Here is a 17,516-nt window from a genome sequence, read left to right on the forward strand (position 1 = left end):
CTGCTGCCGGATTTCACCCACGGCGGCCCCTGTCATGATGGATTCCATGACCGCACCCGTAGAGCTGGACGCCCTCGACAAGGGGCTGATGCAGGCCCTGATGCTCGACGGCCGGGCCCCCTTCAGCCGGATCGCCGAGGTGCTCGAGGTCTCCGACCAGACGGTGGTGCGCCGCTACCGCCGGCTGCGGACCTCCGGCCTGATCCGGGTGGTCGGGCTGCCGCTGGGCAGCCGCGTCGGCCTGTTCGAGTCCTGGCTGCGGGTGCAGTGCACGCCCGACGCCGCTCTCTCGGTGGCCGGGGCGCTGGCCCGGCGGCCGGACATCTCCTGGGTGAAACTCGGCTCCGGCGGTACCGAGATCAGCTGTCTGACCAAGGCCCGCACCCGGCAGGACCGCGACGGCCTGCTGCTGGAGAAGCTTCCGCGCACCCGCCGGGTGACCGGGGTCAGCGCCCAGACCATCCTGCGGGTGCACACCCGGGGCTCGACGGGGTGGTGCGGCCTGGACACCCTGCGGCCCGGGCAGGTCGCGGCGCTGAAGCAGCCCCCCGTGGTGCCCGGGCAGGAGCGGTACACCCTGGACGAGTCCGAACTCGCGCTGCTGGCGGTGCTCGCCCAGGACGGCCGGGCGGGCTATCCCGAGCTGGCCCGCGCCTCCGGCCTGTCGGAGTCCACCGCGCGCCGCCGGCTGGACCGCCTGCGGGAGCTGCGGGCGCTGCACTTCGATCTGGAGTTCGTCCCGTCGACCGTGGGCTTCGAGGCGGAGGCGACGCTGATGCTGACCGCGGAGCCGGCTCGGCTGGCGGAGGCGGGCGCCGCGCTCGCCGGCCACCCGGAAGTGCCGTTCGCGGCCGCGGTGACCGGCACGGCCAACCTGATGGCCACGGTGGTGTGCCGGGACACCGACGCGCTGTACACGTACCTGACCGAACGGATCGGCTCGGTGCCCGGCATCCGGCACGTGGAACTGATCCCGACCCTGCGCAACATCAAGCGGGCCGGGATGCTGGTGGAGGGCGGGCGGCTGGTGGACCCGCCGCCCGCCCCCTGACCAGGCCGTCTCCGACCCCCTAACGCAGCACTACGCCGCCCCCCGCGCCCGTGTCACCGGCCGCGTCGGCCTCCACCGGGGCCGCGACCAGCCCCAGTTCGGCCGGCGTCGCCAGCAGCGGGTGCGCGGGCAGGATGCGCACGGTGTAGCCGTAGGGCCCCGTGCGGTCGAGGGCGAGCGGGCCCTCGTACATCCAGCGGCCCTCCAGGTCGGGCCCGGCGGCCGGCTTGAGCGGGAAGGTCCGCCCGTCGCGGATCACGTCGTGCGGATCCACCCGGCCGGCGACGGCCTGCACCTCCACGTCCTCGGGGGTGAGCGCGTCCAGCGCCACCCGTACCCGCAGCGTGAGGGTGGCCCCGAGCTCGGCGGTGCCGTTCACGGGAGCCGCGGCCAGCGCCTCCACGTGCTCGACGGCGACCCGCGGCCAGGCCGCCCGGACCCGGCCCTTCCACCAGGCCAGGTCCCGTGCCGCGTCCGGGTGCAGGGCCCGGTGGGCACGCGCGGCCGGCACGTACAGCCGCTCCACGTACTCCCGCACCATGCGCCCCGCGAGCACCTTCGGCCCCAGCGAGACGAGGGTGCGCCGGACCATCTCGATCCACCGCACCGGCAGTCCGGTGCGGCCCGCCCGGTCGTAGAACCGCGGCGCGACCCGGCCCTCGATCAACTCGTAGAGGGCGCCCGCCTCCAGGTCGTCGCGCCGGTCCTCGTCCGTCCCGAGCCCATCGGCCGTCGGGATGGCCCAGCCGAAGTCCGGCTCGAACCACTCGTCCCACCAGCCGTCCAGCACGGACAGGTTGAGGCAGCCGTTGAGCGCCGCCTTCATCCCGCTCGTCCCGCAGGCCTCCAGCGGGCGCAGCGGGTTGTTCAGCCAGACGTCGCAGCCCGGGTAGAGCTTCTGCGCCATGGCCATGCCGTAGTCGGGCAGGAAGACGATCCGGTGCCGCACCCGCGGGTCGTCCGCGAACCGCACCAGCTCCTGCACGAGCCGCTTGCCGCCGTCGTCGGCCGGGTGCGCCTTGCCCGCGACCACGATCTGGACGGGCCGCTCGGGGTCGAGCAGCAGCCTGCGCAGCCGATCGGGGTCGCGCAACATCAGCGTGAGCCGCTTGTACGAGGGCACGCGCCGGGCGAACCCGATGGTGAGCACGTCCGGGTCGAGTACGGAGTCCACCCAGCCGAGTTCGGCTTCGGCGGCCCCGCGCTGGAGCCATGAGGCCCGCAGCCGGTCGCGCACCTCCTGCACCAGCTGCTCGCGCAGCCCGCGCCGCAGGTCCCAGATGTCCTGGTCGGCGATGTCGGCGACCGCGTCCCAGCGCTGGGAGCCGCCCACCGACAGGGCGTCCTCGGTCCGCCCGGCGCCGATCTGGCGGGCTCCGAGGCGGACGACCTCGGGGGCCACCCAGGTCGGGGCGTGCACGCCGTTGGTCACGGAGGTGATGGGCACGTCGGCCGGGTCGAAGCCCGGCCAGAGCCCGGCGAACATGCCCCGGCTGACCGCCCCGTGCAGGGTCGAGACCCCGTTGGCGCGCTGGGCCAGGCGCAGGCCCATCACCGCCATGTTGAACACCCCGGGGTCACCGCCGGGATAGGACTCGGCGCCCAGTTCCATGATCCGGTCGACCGGGAGCCCGGCCAGCTCCGCGCCGGGCCCGAAGTGCCGGGCGACCAGGGCCCGCTCGAAGCGGTCGATGCCGGCGGGGACCGGTGTGTGCGTGGTGAACACGGTCCCGGCGCGCACCGCCTCGACGGCTGCGTCGAAGCCGAGTCCCTGCTCCCCTTCCAGTTCCCTTATGCGTTCGAGTCCGAGGAACCCCGCGTGGCCCTCGTTCGTGTGGAACACCTCGGGGTCGGGGTGCCCGGCGATCCGGCAGTACGTGCGCACCGCGCGCACGCCTCCGATGCCGAGCAGCATCTCCTGGAGGAGGCGGTGGTCGCTGCCGCCCCCGTAGAGCCGGTCGGTCACCTCCCGGGCGCCGGCGTCGTTGTCCTCGACGTCGGAGTCCAGGAGCAGCAGCGGCACCCGGCCGACGCGGGCCTGCCAGATGTGCGCGTGCAGGGCCCGGCCGCCCGGCAGGCTCAGGGACACCCGGGCCGGTGCCCCGTCGGTGTCCCGCAGCAGGGACACGGGGAGCTCGTTGGGGTCGAGGACGGGATAGTGCTCCTGCTGCCAGCCGTCACGGGAGAGGGACTGGCGGAAGTACCCGTGGCGGTACAGCAGTCCCACGCCGATCAGCGGGACGCCGAGGTCGCTGGCGGCCTTGAGGTGGTCCCCGGCGAGGATCCCGAGCCCGCCGGAGTACTGCGGCAGGGCGGCGGTGATCCCGAACTCGGGAGAGAAGTAGGCGATCCCGGCGGGCAGCTCGGGGCCGTTCTCATGGCTCTGGTACCACCTCCCGCCGTGGACGTAGTCGTCGAGGTCGGCGGCGACGACGGCGAGCCGGCGCAGGAACCGCCGGTCGCCGGCCAGTTCCTCGAGCCGGGGGGCGGAGACTGCGCCGAGCAGCCGGACGGGATCGCCGCCGGCGGCCTGCCAGCCCTCGGGGTCGACGGATTGGAAGAGTTCACGGGTCTCGGCATGCCACGACCAGCGCAGATTGCGCGCGAGGTCGGCCAGCGGCAGCAATGGTTCCGGGAGAACGGGGCGCACGGTGAATCGACGGATAGCCTTCACACGTTCTACCTTCGCAGGCGATTGCGGATCGAAGCGGTCGCACCACGCTGTGCGTCCGCGCATCACCCCGGGAAGGCTAGCTTCCCCGCGCCCCGCCCTGCCACGGTGCCTCGTGCGCCGAACCCGGCGGCCCCCGTGCCCCGTGAGCCGTCCGTCCGCTCCGGCTCACCGGGAAGAGTGACGGGGCCCGCGGTGAGCGGGACCACCGTACGAGTGGGACCCAACGGCAATGTTCCGGGAAAAAAGACGATGCGGATTCAGGCCGTTCCGGCACGGGCACGGGCACGCAAATCCACCGGGACGGGCCTCTTGACGCCTCCTCCGGAGAGCGCCGTCACTCCGGATATTCCGCCCTCACCGCCCCAAATCACCGGTCACGGATGATGCCTCTGGTGCTCGAGGGGCGGGGGTGTCACGACGTACATCCGTTAGTCGTGACCGACTTGACTGAGCCTCGGCGGATGTCGGCCAGGGGCTTGGTCCGGGCCGCGTCACTACGTACGAGTAGTTAACCAAGAGCACTGATTGGGCGGGGCGAGAGTGGGCAGGGCTCCCCGCGTACACGCACGGCACCCCCGCCCTACCACCTCTCCCGCCACCCGAGTGAACGCGGACAGGAGCGGCCATGCCCGCAGCCCAGCCGTCTTCTGAGCGGCTAGAAACAGAGCGAACAGAGCGTGCACGACCAGCCGGTGCTCCGGCTGGGCTGTTGTCACCGAGCCCTGCGAACTGCCCCCAGGTGAGCCCATCATGATCGGTCGCATTCCCGTGCTGGACGTCCGCCCCGCCGTCGACTGCGGTGCCAGACCCGCCAAGGCGGTCGTGGACGAGGTCTTCGAGATCTCCGCCACCGTGTTCCGCGAGGGCCACGACGCCGTCGCCGCCCATGTCGTACTCCGCGACCCGAGCGGGCGGCTGCGGCCCCCCGTGCCGATGCGCGAGCTGGCGCCCGGCACCGACCGGTGGGGAGCACGGGTCTCCGCCGAGGTCGAGGGGAGGTGGACGTACACCGTCGAGGCCTGGAGCGACCCCATCGGCACCTGGCAGGCCCACGCCGCCATCAAGATCCCCGCGGGGATCGACACCGGGCTGACGCTGCTCGAGGGCGCCGAGCTCTACGAGCGGGCCGGCTCCAGGATCCCCAAGAAGGACGGGCGCGAGCACGTGCTGGCCGCCGCGGACGCGATGCGCGACGAGGACCGCGCGGTGTCGCTGCGCTACTCCGCCGCCCTCGCGCCCCCGGTGCAGGCGGCCCTCGCCCGGCGCCCGTACCGGGAGCTGGTCTCCGCCTCCAAGGCCCTGCCGCTGGTCGTGGAGCGCAAGCGGGCCCTCTTCGGCTCCTGGTACGAGATGTTCCCGCGCTCCGAGGGGGCCGTCGTCGAGCCGGGCGAGCAGCCCGTGAGCGGCACGTTCAGCAGCGCCGCCGACCGGCTGCCGGCCATCGCCGCGATGGGCTTCGACGTGGTGTACCTGCCACCGATCCACCCCATTGGGAGTACGTACCGCAAGGGGCCGAACAACACCCTTTCGGCTGGAAGTTGGGACCCCGGTGTGCCGTGGGCCATCGGCTCCACCGAGGGCGGCCACGACGCGGTCCACCCCGAGCTCGGCACGATCGAGGACTTCGACGCCTTCGTCGCCCGCGCCCGCGAGCTGCGCATGGAGATCGCGCTCGACTTCGCACTCCAGTGCTCCCCGGACCACCCGTGGGTGGAGAAGCACCCCGAGTGGTTCCGCCACCGGGCCGACGGGACGATCGCGTACGCGGAGAACCCGCCGAAGAAGTACCAGGACATCTACCCGATCCACTTCGACACCGACATGGCCGGGATCGTCGAGGAGACGGTCCGGATCCTGCGGTACTGGATGGACCACGGCGTCCGCATCTTCCGGGTGGACAATCCGCACACGAAGCCGGTCGTCTTCTGGCAGAAGGTGATCGCGGACATCAACAAGTCCGACCCGGACGTGATCTTCCTGGCGGAGGCCTTCACCCGGCCCGCCATGATGCGCGCGCTCGCCGCGATCGGCTTCCAGCAGTCGTACACGTACTTCACCTGGCGCAACACCAAGGCCGAGCTGACCGAGTACCTGACCGAGCTCGCGGACACCCGCTCCGCCGCCGTCATGCGGCCGAATTTCTTCGTCAACACGCCCGACATCCTGCACGAGTACCTCCAGCACGGCGGCCGTCCGGCCTTCGAGGTGCGCGCCGTCCTGGCCGCCACCCTCTCCCCCACCTGGGGCGTCTACGCCGGCTACGAGCTGTGCGAGAACACCCCGGTCCGGGAGGGCAGCGAGGAGTACCTGAACTCCGAGAAGTACGAGTTCCGGCCGCGCGACTGGGCGGCCGCGGACCGCGAGGGCCGCACCATCGCCCCGCTGATCACCGCCCTCAACCGGATGCGCCGCCGCAACCCGGCACTCCAGCAGCTGCGCGACATCCATTTCCACACGACCGACAACGACCAGGTGATCGCCTATTCGAAGCATGCCGGCGCCAATTCCGTACTGGTGGTCGTCAACCTCGATCCGCACCACACCCAGGAGGCGACAGTCTCGTTGGACATGCCGGTACTCGGCCTCGACTGGCACGGGTCCCTCGCGGTGCGCGACGAGCTCACCGGCGAGACCTACCACTGGGGCAGGGCCAACTACGTGCGCCTGGAACCGGGCCGCACGCCCGCGCACGTACTGGCGGCCCTGCGACCGTCCCCGCCCACCGGAGGGTCACCCACCACATGATGATCAACGATCCCGTCCACGACACGTTCGAGGACACCCCCGCGAAGGACCGCGACCCCGACTGGTTCAAGCGGGCGGTCTTCTACGAGGTGCTCGTACGGTCCTTCCACGACAGCAACGGCGACGGCGTAGGGGACCTGAAGGGGCTCACCGCCAAGCTCGACTACCTCCAGTGGCTGGGCGTCGACTGCCTCTGGCTGCCGCCGTTCTTCGCCTCGCCGCTCCGCGACGGGGGCTACGACGTGGCCGACTACACCTCGGTGCTCCCCGAGTTCGGCGACCTCGCCGACTTCGTGGAGTTCGTGGACGCCGCGCACCAGCGCGGCATGCGGGTGATCATCGACTTCGTCATGAACCACACGAGCGACCAGCACGAGTGGTTCCAGCAGTCGCGCAACGACCCGGACGGGCCCTACGGCGACTACTACATGTGGGCCGACAACGACAAGCAGTACCAGGACGCCCGCATCATCTTCATCGACACCGAGACCTCGAACTGGACGTACGACCCGGTCCGCAAGCAGTACTACTGGCACCGGTTCTTCTCGCACCAGCCCGACCTCAACTACGAGAACCCGGCCGTCGTGGAGGAGATCGTCTCCGCCCTCCGCTTCTGGCTGGACCTCGGGATCGACGGGTTCAGACTCGACGCGGTCCCCTACCTGTACGCGGAGGAGGGCACCAACTGCGAGAACCTGCCGCGCACCCACCAGCTCCTCAAGCGGGTCCGCGCCGAGATCGACGCGCACTACCCCGACACCGTGCTGCTCGCGGAGGCCAACCAGTGGCCCGAGGACGTCGTCGACTACTTCGGCGACTTCGCGAAGGGCGGGGACGAGTGCCACATGGCCTTCCACTTCCCCGTCATGCCGCGCATCTTCATGGCCGTACGAAGAGAGTCGCGCTACCCCGTCTCCGAAATCCTGGCCAAGACCCCGGCGATCCCGGACCGCTGCCAGTGGGGCATCTTCCTGCGCAACCACGACGAGCTCACCCTCGAGATGGTCACCGACGAAGAGCGCGACTACATGTACGCCGAGTACGCCAAGGACCCGCGGATGCGGGCCAACATCGGCATCCGGCGCCGACTCGCCCCGCTCCTCGACAACGACCGCAACCAGATGGAGCTGTTCACCGCCCTGCTGCTGTCGCTGCCCGGTTCGCCGGTGCTCTACTACGGCGACGAGATCGGCATGGGCGACAACATCTGGCTCGGCGACCGCGACGGCGTCCGCACGCCGATGCAGTGGACCCCGGACCGCAACGCCGGTTTCTCCTCCTGCGATCCGGGCAGGCTCAACCTGCCGGTCATCATGGACCCGGTCTACGGGTACCAGGTCACCAATGTCGAGGCCGCGATGGCATCGCCCTCGTCACTGCTGCACTGGACCCGCAGGCTCATCGAGGTCCGCAAGGCGAACCCGGCCTTCGGCCTCGGCTCGTACACCGAACTGCCCTCGTCCAACCCGGCGGTGCTCGCCTTCCTGCGCGAGTACGGGGACGACCTGGTGCTGTGCGTGCACAACTTCTCCCGCTTCGCGCAGCCCACCGAGCTGGATCTGCGGTCGTTCAACGGGCGGGTCCCGGTGGAGCTCACGGGTGACGTGCGCTTCCCGCCGATCGGCGAGTGGCCGTACCTGCTCACGCTCGCGGGGCACGGCTTCTACTGGTTCCGCCTGCTGGGCGAGTAACCGCCGAGTACGGGGTGGGCGGCGCGAATGGGTCAATCGCCCGCCCCTGTACGGATCATCCTGACCCGACACTCGTACACCACCGGAGAAGCACTGACGCCATCCGGGACACTCTCCGCATTCTGTGACGGCCCGGGGAAAGGACGCGACGCCATGTCGGAGGCTGCATCCGCCGGGACGACGAGCACGACCGGACTCAGTCCGCTGGAGCCGATGCTGCGGGACTGGCTGCCGGTCCAGCGCTGGTTCGCCGGCAAGGGCCGGCGCATCGGCCGGCTCCGGATGATCTCGGCGGCCGATCTGCTGCCGCCGGGGTCCTCCCCCCGGCTGGTCCACCTGCTCCTCGACGTCGACGGCGACTGCTACCAACTGCTGCTCGGCGTCCGCCCCGCGCTGCCGCCGGCCCTGGCGCCCGCCCTGATCGGGCGCGCCGAGCAGGGCCCGTACGCCGGCCAGTACGTGTACGAGGGTCTGGGTGACCCGCGGCTGGCGGCCCTGCTGCTGGAACGATTGCGCGCACCCGGCACCCTCGGCCCTCTGCGGTTCGACCGCGACCCGATGGCGCTGATCCCGGCGGCGCTCACCCCCCGGCCTCTGTCCGGGGAACAGACCAACTCCTCGCTCATCTACGGGGATTCACACATCCTGAAGGTGTTCCGCCGGGTCGGCCCGGGGGTCAATCCGGACCTGGAGCTGCCCCGGGCGCTGGCCGCCGCCGGATGCGCCCGCGTGCCCGCGCCGGTCGCCTGGTACGAGGCCGAGCTGCCCGGCGCGGAGCCGCTGACCCTGGGCGTGCTCCAGCCCTATCTGCGCGGCTCCGACGACGGCTGGCAGCTCGCGCTGCGCCGGCTCGGCGCCGGGGCCGACTTCACCGCCGAGGCGCATGCGCTGGGCCGGGCCACCGCCGAGGTGCACAGTGCGCTGGCCGCCGCCCTGCCCACGGTCGCGCTGGGCCCGGAGCAGACCGCCCGGCTCGCCTCCGGGATGACGGCCCGGCTGGCGGCAACCGCCCGCGAGGTGCCCGCGCTGCGGCCCTACGAGGCCGGGCTGCGCGGGGCGTTCGACGCGCTGGCCGCCTCCCGCGGGGCCGGGGTGCCCGCCCAGCGGATCCACGGGGACCTGCACCTGGGCCAGACGCTGCGGACCGCCGACGGCAGCTGGGCGCTGATCGACTTCGAGGGCGAGCCGGCCCGGCCGCTGGCCGACCGCCGCCGCCCCGAACCCGCCGTGCGCGACATCGCCGGGATACTGCGCTCGTTCGACTACGCGGCCCGCTCCCACCGCCCCTTCGCCCCCGCCTGGGCGGACGCATGCCGGGCCGCCTTCTGCGAGGGCTACGCCCGCACCACCGGCCGCGACCCGCGCGAGGACCCCGTACTGCTGCGCGCTTACGAGACCGACAAGGCGGTGTACGAAGCGCGTTACGAGTCCCGCCACCGCCCCGACTGGCTGCACGTCCCCATGGCCGCGATCCGGCGGCTCGCCTCCGGCGCGGAGCGGGGATTCGGCCGGGCGCTGCCGGGCCCGGGGTCCACAGCCCGCCCGGGGCAGTCCCACCGGCCCGGCCCCGGCGCCGCCGCGGGCCCCGGCCCGGGCGCCGGGCCCGGCCCCGGCGAAGGCTTCTCCTCGCTCTCCCCCCACCCCCGCCCGCAGCCGCCTAGGAGGCCGCACACGTGAGCCCCGCCCGTCAGTCACCGTCCACCACCCCGCCGTCCGCGGCCCCGGCCAAGGCTCCTGCTCCGGCCGCCGCCCAGGACCGCGGAGCACCGGCCGCGGCCGCGCCGCGCAAGGCCCAGACACCGCGCGCCCGGCGGGCTCCCGCGCACGGGGTGCGGCCGGCGCCCCCGCTCGGCGCCGAGGAACGGGCCCGGCTGCTGGAGGGCCGCCACCACGACCCGCACGGGGTGCTGGGCGCCCGGACCCGGCGGGACGGAGTGGTCTTCCGCATGCTGCGCCCGTACGCCAAGTCGGTCACGGTCGTCGCCAAGGGGCTGCGGGCCCAGCTCCTCGACGACGGCGACGGGCTGTTCTCGGGGCTGCTGCCGCTGACCGGCGTGCCGGACTACCGGCTGCTGGTCACGTACGACGGCGACGAGCTCGAGGTGCACGACCCGTACCGGTTCCTGCCCGCGGTCGGCGAGCTGGACCTGCACCTGATCGGCGAGGGACGGCACGAGGAGCTGTGGACGGCGCTCGGGGCCCGCCCGATGGAGCACCAGGGCGTGGCCGGCACCCGGTTCACGGTGTGGGCGCCGAACGCCCAGGGGGTGCGGGTCACCGGGGACTTCTCGTACTGGGACCCGGTCGCCTACCCGATGCGCTCGCTGGGCGCCTCCGGGGTGTGGGAGCTGTTCCTGCCGGGAGTGGGCGAGGGCACGCTCTACAAGTACGACATCACCCGCCCGGACGGCAGCCACACCCTGCGCGCCGACCCGATGGCCCGGCACACGGAGGTCCCGCCGGCCACCGCCTCGGTGGTGACCGCGTCCCGGTACGAGTGGCAGGACGCGGAGTGGATGGCGCGGCGCGGCGCCCGCCCCACGCACCAGGCACCGTTCTCGGTGTACGAGCTGCACCTGGCGTCCTGGCGGCCGGGACTCTCGTACCGGCAGCTGGCCGAGCAGCTCCCGCCGTACGTGCAGGAGCTCGGCTTCACGCACGTGGAGTTCATGCCGGTCGCCGAGCACCCCTTCGGCGGCTCGTGGGGCTACCAGGTGACCGGGTTCTACGCGCCGACGTCGAGAATGGGCAGCCCGGACGATTTCCGGATGCTGGTGGACGCGCTGCACCGGGCGGGGATCGGAGTGATCGTCGACTGGGTGCCCGCGCACTTCCCGCGCGACGACTGGGCGCTCGCGGAGTTCGACGGGCGGCCGCTGTACGAACACCACGACCCGCGGCGGGCCGCGCACCCGGACTGGGGGACGCTGGAGTTCGACTACGGCCGCAAGGAGGTCCGCAACTTCCTCGTCGCCAACGCCGTGTACTGGTGCCAGGAGTTCCACGTGGACGGGCTGCGGGTGGACGCGGTGGCCTCGATGCTCTACCTGGACTACTCGCGGGGCGAAGGCGAGTGGGCGCCGAACGAGCACGGCGGGCGGGAGAACTGGGACGCGGTGGCGCTGCTCCAGGAGATGAACGCGACGGTGTACCGGCGCTGTCCGGGCGTGGTGACGATCGCCGAGGAGTCCACGGCCTGGGAGGGCGTGACCCGGCCGACGGACGCGGGCGGGCTCGGCTTCGGGCTGAAGTGGAACATGGGCTGGATGCACGACACCCTGCGGTACGCGACGAAGGATCCGGTGCACCGCAAGTACCACCACCATGACATGACGTTCGGGATGATCTACGCGTACAGCGAGAACTACGTGCTGCCGATCTCGCACGACGAGGTGGTGCACGGCAAGGGCTCGCTGGTGTCGAAGATCCCCGGGGACTGGTGGCAGCAGCGGGCCATACACCGCGCGTACCTGGGCTTCATGTGGGCCCACCCCGGCAAGCAACTGCTGTTCATGGGGCAGGAGTTCGCCCAGGGCTCGGAGTGGTCGGAGTCGCACGGGCCGGACTGGTGGCTGCTGGACTCCTCGTACTCGGCGGCCGGCGACCACCGGGGCGTACGCGACCTCGTGCGCGACCTGAACCACACGTACGCGGCGGCGCCCGCGCTGTGGGAGCAGGACACGGTGCCGGAGGGCTTCGCCTGGGTGGAAGCGGACGCGGCGGAGGACAACGTCTTCGCGTTCCTGCGCTACGCGCAGGACGGCTCGCCGCTGCTGTGCGTGTCGAACTTCTCGCCGGTGGTGCGGCACGGCTACCGGATCGGCGTCCCGGAGGAGGTGCCGTGGTGGCGGGAGGTCCTGAACACGGACCTGGAGCAGTACGGCGGCAGCGGCGTGCGCCATCTGCAGCCCCTGCGGCCCGAGCCCGTGCCCGCGCAGGGCCGTCCGGCGAGCCTGCGCATGACCCTCCCGCCCCTGGCGACGGTCTGGCTCAGGCCGTGACGCCGCTGACCCCGGTGACCTCCTCGAGCTCCTGAAGCAGCTTGCGCTTGGCCCGGGCGCCGACCATCTGCTTGACGGGCTCGCCGTCACGGAAGACGAGCAGGGTCGGCATGGACAGCACCCCGTACCGGACGACGGTGGCGGGGTTGCCGTCCGCGTCGATCTGCACGACCTTGAGGCGGCCGGCCTGCTCGGTTGCGACGGCGGACAGCACGGGCGCGAGCTGCCGGCAGGGCCCGCACCAGTCCGCGGTGAACTCCACGAGGACGGGCCGGCCCCGCTCGCCGAGCACCTCCGCCTCGAAGTCCAGGTCGGTCACTTCGGCGACACCCTTGGCGTGGATCATCTCTTCCCTTCCCCTTCTCACGGTCCGGTCATTTCACAGCGCGGCGATGCCGCCTCGCCGGCGGCCTCCTCGGCGGCGGTGAGCTGCCGTGCGACCTGCTCCCGTACGTCGGCCAGCTGGCCGATCAGCCCGTCGAGTTCGGCGAGCTTGCGCCGGTACACCGCCAGGGACGCGGGACTGGGGGCACCTCCCAGCGGTAGCTGGGGGAGAGTCCCCCGCGGGATGGCCGGCGCGCAGGCAGTCGACGAACGGGCGCGTCTCCTCCAGTTCGAAGCCGAAGTCCTGGAGCATGCGGATCTGGCGCAGCAGCCGCAGGTCGTCCCCGTCGTAGGTGCGGTAGCCGTTGTCCGTGCGGCGCGCGGGCAGCAGTCCGCGCGACTCGTAGTACCGCAGGGTCCGCGTGGTGGTCCCCGCCTGCTCCGCCAGTTCGCCGATGCGCATGCGCCGACGGTAGTCCTTGACGCCGGCGTCAAGGCAAGGAGCGGCTTCGGGGTGAGGGGCCGGGGCCCTCGCCACCCCCGTATGCGAGGGCCCCCGCCATGGATCACGCACCGGGCCGGAGGGCGGTTCAGGGGAGGTGCGGGAGATCGCGTGGAGATCGGTGGAGATCGTGCGCAGGGGTATCGCAACGGCAGGCCGGAACCGTACGCTTGCCAATGGATCTAGAAATGATCCGATTACCGGACGGTCGCCGGGAAACCCGGCCAAAGCGTCGAACTTCATAGGACGTTCCTACGAGTTCTGGGCTTGTTTGAACGGTCTGTAGTCGCCAAGCCTTGGGCACTCCTACGGTGTGCCCTGTGCACTCCAGCCCTCCCTTCAATGCCCCCGCAGCGCGTCGCCTCCGCGCAGCCCTGGGCATGGCTCCCGGTCATGTCGCCTATGGCCTGCGTGCCCAGTACGGACTGATCGTCGAGCCCGAGACCGTGATGGCCTGGGAGCGTGGCGAGATATCGCCGAATTCCGCGGAGCTCACGGCGCTCGCGGGCGTGCTCTGGTGCGCCCCCGGCGAGCTGCTCGCGGAGCCCGTGACCTTGCGGGAGCACCGGATGGCCCGCGGCCTGGCCGCGGACGAGCTGGCCCGGCGGATCGGGCTGGAGACGACCGCGTACCAGAAGATGGAGGACACCGGGCGCTGGAAGGGCAACGAACGGCAGTCCGTGGCCCTGGCGCAGGTGCTCGGGCTTTCGCTGGCCCAGTTCGTGGCGGCGACCGGCAAGCAGGACGAGCTCGCCGAGCTGCTGCGCAATGCGGTGACCACGCGCTGGCAGGCGTACGTGAAGCCGCTGGCCAAACTGCTCCCGGTGCCGAAGCAGCACCTGGAGCCGGTGCTGGAGCGGCTGCACGCGGACTACCAGTCGAAAATGGTGGCCACCTTGAGCTGGGGCGGCGCCTCGGGCGCGGCAGGTGCGGGGGACGCCGGCCGGGAGTTCCTGGCCGACATCGTCGCCCACTTCTGGGCCTTCGCGGGCGGCGCCCGCTAGGGGGTGTCCTGCCGTCTGCGCGTACGCGGGGCGGGTCAGAAGACGGACTCGGCCTCGTACATGCGGCCCTCCGGGACCGTCTTCAGTTCGGTGACCGCCTGGGCCAGCGGGGCCATCACGATGTCGGTGCCGCGCAGGGCGGTCATGTTGCCGAAGTCGCCACGGTGGACGGCCTCCACGGCGTGCCAGCCGAAGCGGGTGGCCAGGACCCGGTCGTACGCGGTGGGGACACCGCCGCGCTGGACGTGGCCGAGGATGACCGGGCGGGCCTCCTTGCCGAGGCGGTGCTCCAGCTCGGTGGCGAGGCGGTTTCCGATGCCGGCGAAGCGCTCGTGGCCGTAGGCGTCGATCGCGCCGCGCTCGTACGGCATGGAGCCCTCGGCGGGGTGCGCACCCTCGGCGACGCAGATGACGGCGAACTTCTTACCGCGGGAGAATCGTTCTTCCACCATCTTCACCAGGTCGTCCACCTCGAAGGGGCGCTCCGGCAGGCAGATCCCGTGGGCGCCGCCGGCCATGCCGGACTCCAGGGCGATCCAGCCCGCGTGCCGGCCCATGACCTCGACGACCATCACGCGCTGGTGCGATTCGGCGGTGGTCTTGAGGCGGTCGATGGCCTCGGTGGCGACCATGACGGCGGTGTCGAAACCGAAGGTGCGGTCGGTGGAGGAGATGTCGTTGTCGATGGTCTTCGGCACGCCCACGACCGGCATCCCGGCGTCCGACAGCATCCGGGCGGCGGTCAGGGTGCCCTCGCCGCCGATCGGGATGAGGGCGTCGATGCCGTAGCGCGTCGCCAATTCCTGCGCGTTCTCGGCGGCTTCGTGCAGCCGTGCGCGCTCCATGCGGGCCGAGCCGAGGATGGTGCCGCCGCGGGCGAGGATGCCGCTGACGGCGTTGATGTCGAGGGGCCGGTGGTGGCCGTCCAGGAGGCCCTTGAAGCCGTCCTCGAAGCCGATGACTTCGTCGCCGTGGCCGACCACGGCGCGGTGCACGACCGAACGGATGACAGCGTTCAGGCCCGGGCAGTCGCCGCCTGCGGTGAGAACTCCGATACGCATCGTGCTGTGTCTCCTGCTCCTGGTCGTACCGGGCCGTTCGCGTGCGGGCGGACGGCCGTACATCTGAAGGGCGTATTGGTGAAGCCCTGTCCGATTGTTCCACGGGCCGGGGATGCGGCGCGTCCTGTGGCGCTCCGCCGACCAGGCCTTTCGGCCCGTCCCGACAGGCCATACCTCGGCGGGCGCCCTATCTGCCCGCCGGGGTATTGTCAAGAGGTCAGGCCCACCCCATCGGGGAAAATCGACTCGGATCCGCCCGCCGGCCCGGCGGGCGGCACCCACATCCAGACCATGGGACGGAGAGCACGCGTGACGCGCAGCGTGTACGTGACCGGTATCGAGCGGGGGGACGGCCGGCAGGTCGTCGAGCTGGGGATCATGGAGCTGCTGACCCGGCAGACGGCGCGGGTCGGCGTCTACCGCCCGTTGCTGCACGACGCACCGGACCGGCTCTTCGACCTCCTCAAGGCCCGCTACCGGATCGACCAGGACGCCCGGGCGGCGTACGGCATGGAGTACCACGAGGCCTCCGCCATCCTGGCCGAGAAGGGCACCGACGAGCTCGTGTCCCGCCTGGTGGACGGCTACCACCGGGTGGCCCGCGACTACGAGGTCATGCTCGTCCTCGGCACCGACTACGCCGATACCAACCTCCCCGACGAGCTGGCGCTGAACGCCCGCCTCGCCAACGAGCTGGGGGCCGTGATGGTGCCCGTCGTCGGCGGCACCAAGCAGCCCGCCGAGGCCGTGCGCGCCGAGGCCCAGAGCGCCTTCCGCGCGTACGAGAGCCTGGGCTGCCACGTCGTCGCGATGGTGGTCAACCGGGTGGCCGCCGAGGACCGGGACGCCATAGCCGAGCGGCTGGCCGCCCGCCTGCCGGTCCCCTGCTACGTGCTGCCGGACGACAAGTCGCTCTCCGCCCCGACCGTCGCCCAGATCACCCGGGCGCTCGGCGGCGAGGTGCTCCTCGGCGACGGCGCCGGGCTGGCCCGGGACGCCGTGGACTTCGTCTTCGGCGGCGCCATGCTGCCGAACTTCCTGAACGCCCTGACCCCCGGCTGCCTGGTCGTCACCCCCGGGGACCGTGCCGACCTGGTCATCGGGGCGCTGGCCGCGCACGCCTCGGGTACCCCGCCCATCGCCGGCGTGCTGCTGACGCTGAACGAGCGTCCGGGCCCCGCCATCCTGACGCTGGCCTCGAAGCTGGCGCCGGGCACCCCGGTGGTCTCGGTGGCCGGCAACAGCTTCCCGACGGCCGCCGAACTGTTCTCGCTGCAGAGCCGGTTGAACTCCGCGACCCCGCGCAAGCTGGAGACCGCGCTCGGCCTGTTCGAGCGGCACGTGGACACCGCCGAGCTGCGAGGACTGCTGTCGGTGGCCCGCTCCGAGCGGGTCACGCCGATGATGTTCGAGCACGAGCTGCTGGAGCGGGCCCGCTCCGAGCGCCGCCGCGTGGTGCTGCCCGAGGGCGGCGAGGAGCGCGTGCTGCGTGCCGCGGACGTGGTGCTGCGCCGCGGGGTCTGCGACCTGACCCTGCTCGGCGAGGAGCAGGCGATCCTGAAGAAGGCCGCCGACCTGGGCCTCGACATCTCCGGCGCGCAGCTCATCGACCCGGCGGCCTCCCCGCTGCGGGAACGTTTCGCCGAGTTCTACGCCCAGGCCCGCGCCCACAAGGGCATGACCGTCGAGCTGGCCCTCGACGTGGTCACCGACGTCAACTACTTCGGCACCCTGATGGTCCAGGAGGGCCTCGCCGACGGCATGGTCTCGGGCTCGGTGCACTCCACCGCCGCGACCATCCGGCCCGCGTTCGAGATCATCAAGACGAAGCCCGACGCCTCGATCGTCTCCTCGGTCTTCTTCATGTGCCTCGCCGACCAGGTCCTCGTCTACGGCGACTGCGCGGTCAACCCGGACCCGGGCGCCGAGCAGCTCGCCGACATCGCCATCCAGTCGGCGGCGACCGCGGCCGCCTTCGGCGTCGAGCCGCGGATCGCGATGCTCTCGTACTCGACCGGCACCTCGGGCTCCGGCGCGGACGTGGACAAGGTCCGCAAGGCCACCGAGATCGTCCGCGAGCAGCGCCCCGACCTGGCCGTCGAGGGCCCGATCCAGTACGACGCGGCCGTAGAGCCCTCGGTCGCCGCGACCAAGCTGCCCGGTTCCGACGTGGCCGGCCGGGCGAGCGTGCTGATCTTCCCCGACCTCAACACGGGCAACAACACGTACAAGGCCGTACAGCGCTCGGCGGGTGCCGTCGCGGTCGGCCCGGTGCTCCAGGGGCTGCGCAAGCCGGTCAACGACCTCTCGCGCGGCGCGCTGGTGCAGGACATCGTCACCACCGTGGCGATCACCGCGATCCAGGCCCAGGGCACGCCGGTCCCCACGGCCTGATCCGCGCACGACCCGCAGGGCCCCGGCCCGCCCGGCCCGCCACCGCCGGGCCCCATCCCGAAGGAAAGA

General features: G+C 72.0%; 10 protein-coding genes and 1 pseudogene. 7 read left to right on the forward strand and 4 right to left on the reverse strand.

The genetic code is table 11. The features are described from left to right. Positions 1–46: 46 nt before the first annotated feature. Positions 47–1,051: an Lrp/AsnC family transcriptional regulator gene (locus IF09_RS0113250; RefSeq protein ID WP_051832411.1), complete on the forward strand. Its 1,005-nt coding sequence runs from the start codon at positions 47–49 to the stop codon at positions 1,049–1,051. 19 nt (positions 1,052–1,070) lie between these two features. On the opposite strand, the gene glgP is transcribed toward IF09_RS0113250, so the two are convergent. After that, the gene (gene glgP / locus IF09_RS0113255; RefSeq protein ID WP_030295186.1) at positions 1,071–3,725 is read right to left on the reverse strand and encodes an alpha-glucan family phosphorylase; all 2,655 of its coding nucleotides are present in this window, start codon (positions 3,723–3,725) and stop codon (positions 1,071–1,073) included. A gap of 750 nt (positions 3,726–4,475) precedes the next feature. On the opposite strand from glgP, the gene IF09_RS0113260 reads away from it, so the two are divergent. The 4 genes from IF09_RS0113260 to glgB all read left to right on the forward strand — a co-directional run bounded on the left by IF09_RS0113260 (position 4,476) and on the right by glgB (position 12,162). Then, entirely contained in the window at positions 4,476–6,470 is a 1,995-nt protein-coding gene (locus tag IF09_RS0113260; RefSeq protein WP_030295187.1) for an alpha-1,4-glucan--maltose-1-phosphate maltosyltransferase, read from the forward strand. Further along, positions 6,467–8,161 (forward strand): maltose alpha-D-glucosyltransferase, encoded by a 1,695-nt coding sequence (gene treS / locus IF09_RS0113265; RefSeq protein WP_030295188.1) that lies wholly within the window; start codon positions 6,467–6,469, stop codon positions 8,159–8,161. Before IF09_RS0113260 ends, treS begins: the two co-directional genes overlap by 4 nt. A gap of 153 nt (positions 8,162–8,314) precedes the next feature. Further along, positions 8,315–9,838: a maltokinase N-terminal cap-like domain-containing protein gene (locus tag IF09_RS0113270; protein WP_063607370.1), complete on the forward strand. Its 1,524-nt coding sequence runs from the start codon at positions 8,315–8,317 to the stop codon at positions 9,836–9,838. Continuing rightward, the gene (gene glgB / locus IF09_RS0113275; protein ID WP_078613222.1) at positions 9,835–12,162 is read left to right on the forward strand and encodes a 1,4-alpha-glucan branching enzyme; all 2,328 of its coding nucleotides are present in this window, start codon (positions 9,835–9,837) and stop codon (positions 12,160–12,162) included. Before IF09_RS0113270 ends, glgB begins: the two co-directional genes overlap by 4 nt. On the opposite strand, the gene IF09_RS0113280 is transcribed toward glgB, so the two are convergent. Further along, a complete protein-coding gene (locus tag IF09_RS0113280) occupies positions 12,152–12,508 on the reverse strand; it encodes a thioredoxin family protein (RefSeq protein ID WP_030295193.1) in 357 nt (118 codons plus the stop codon). The two genes, glgB and IF09_RS0113280, sit on opposite strands and share 11 nt — an antisense overlap. A 17-nt stretch (positions 12,509–12,525) precedes the next feature. After that, positions 12,526–12,949: pseudogene (locus tag IF09_RS40150) on the reverse strand (MerR family transcriptional regulator). Positions 12,950–13,308: 359 nt separating this feature from the next. Between IF09_RS40150 and IF09_RS0113290 the strand changes: the two are divergent. Then, entirely contained in the window at positions 13,309–13,992 is a 684-nt protein-coding gene (locus IF09_RS0113290) for a helix-turn-helix domain-containing protein (protein WP_199920433.1), read from the forward strand. Between the two features lie 35 nt (positions 13,993–14,027). Here the strand turns inward: IF09_RS0113290 and IF09_RS0113295 are convergent, their stop codons facing one another. Further along, positions 14,028–15,053: an ATP-dependent 6-phosphofructokinase gene (locus IF09_RS0113295; protein WP_030295196.1), complete on the reverse strand. Its 1,026-nt coding sequence runs from the start codon at positions 15,051–15,053 to the stop codon at positions 14,028–14,030. 309 nt (positions 15,054–15,362) lie between these two features. Here IF09_RS0113295 and pta point away from each other — a divergent pair, with 309 nt between their 5' ends. Continuing rightward, on the forward strand, positions 15,363–17,447 hold the full coding sequence (gene pta, locus IF09_RS0113300; RefSeq protein WP_030295198.1) for a phosphate acetyltransferase: 2,085 nt from the start codon (positions 15,363–15,365) through the stop codon (positions 17,445–17,447). Positions 17,448–17,516: the final 69 nt, after the last annotated feature.

Source organism: Streptomyces katrae (genome assembly GCF_000717655.1).
Taxonomy (GTDB): domain Bacteria; phylum Actinomycetota; class Actinomycetes; order Streptomycetales; family Streptomycetaceae; genus Streptomyces; species Streptomyces katrae_B.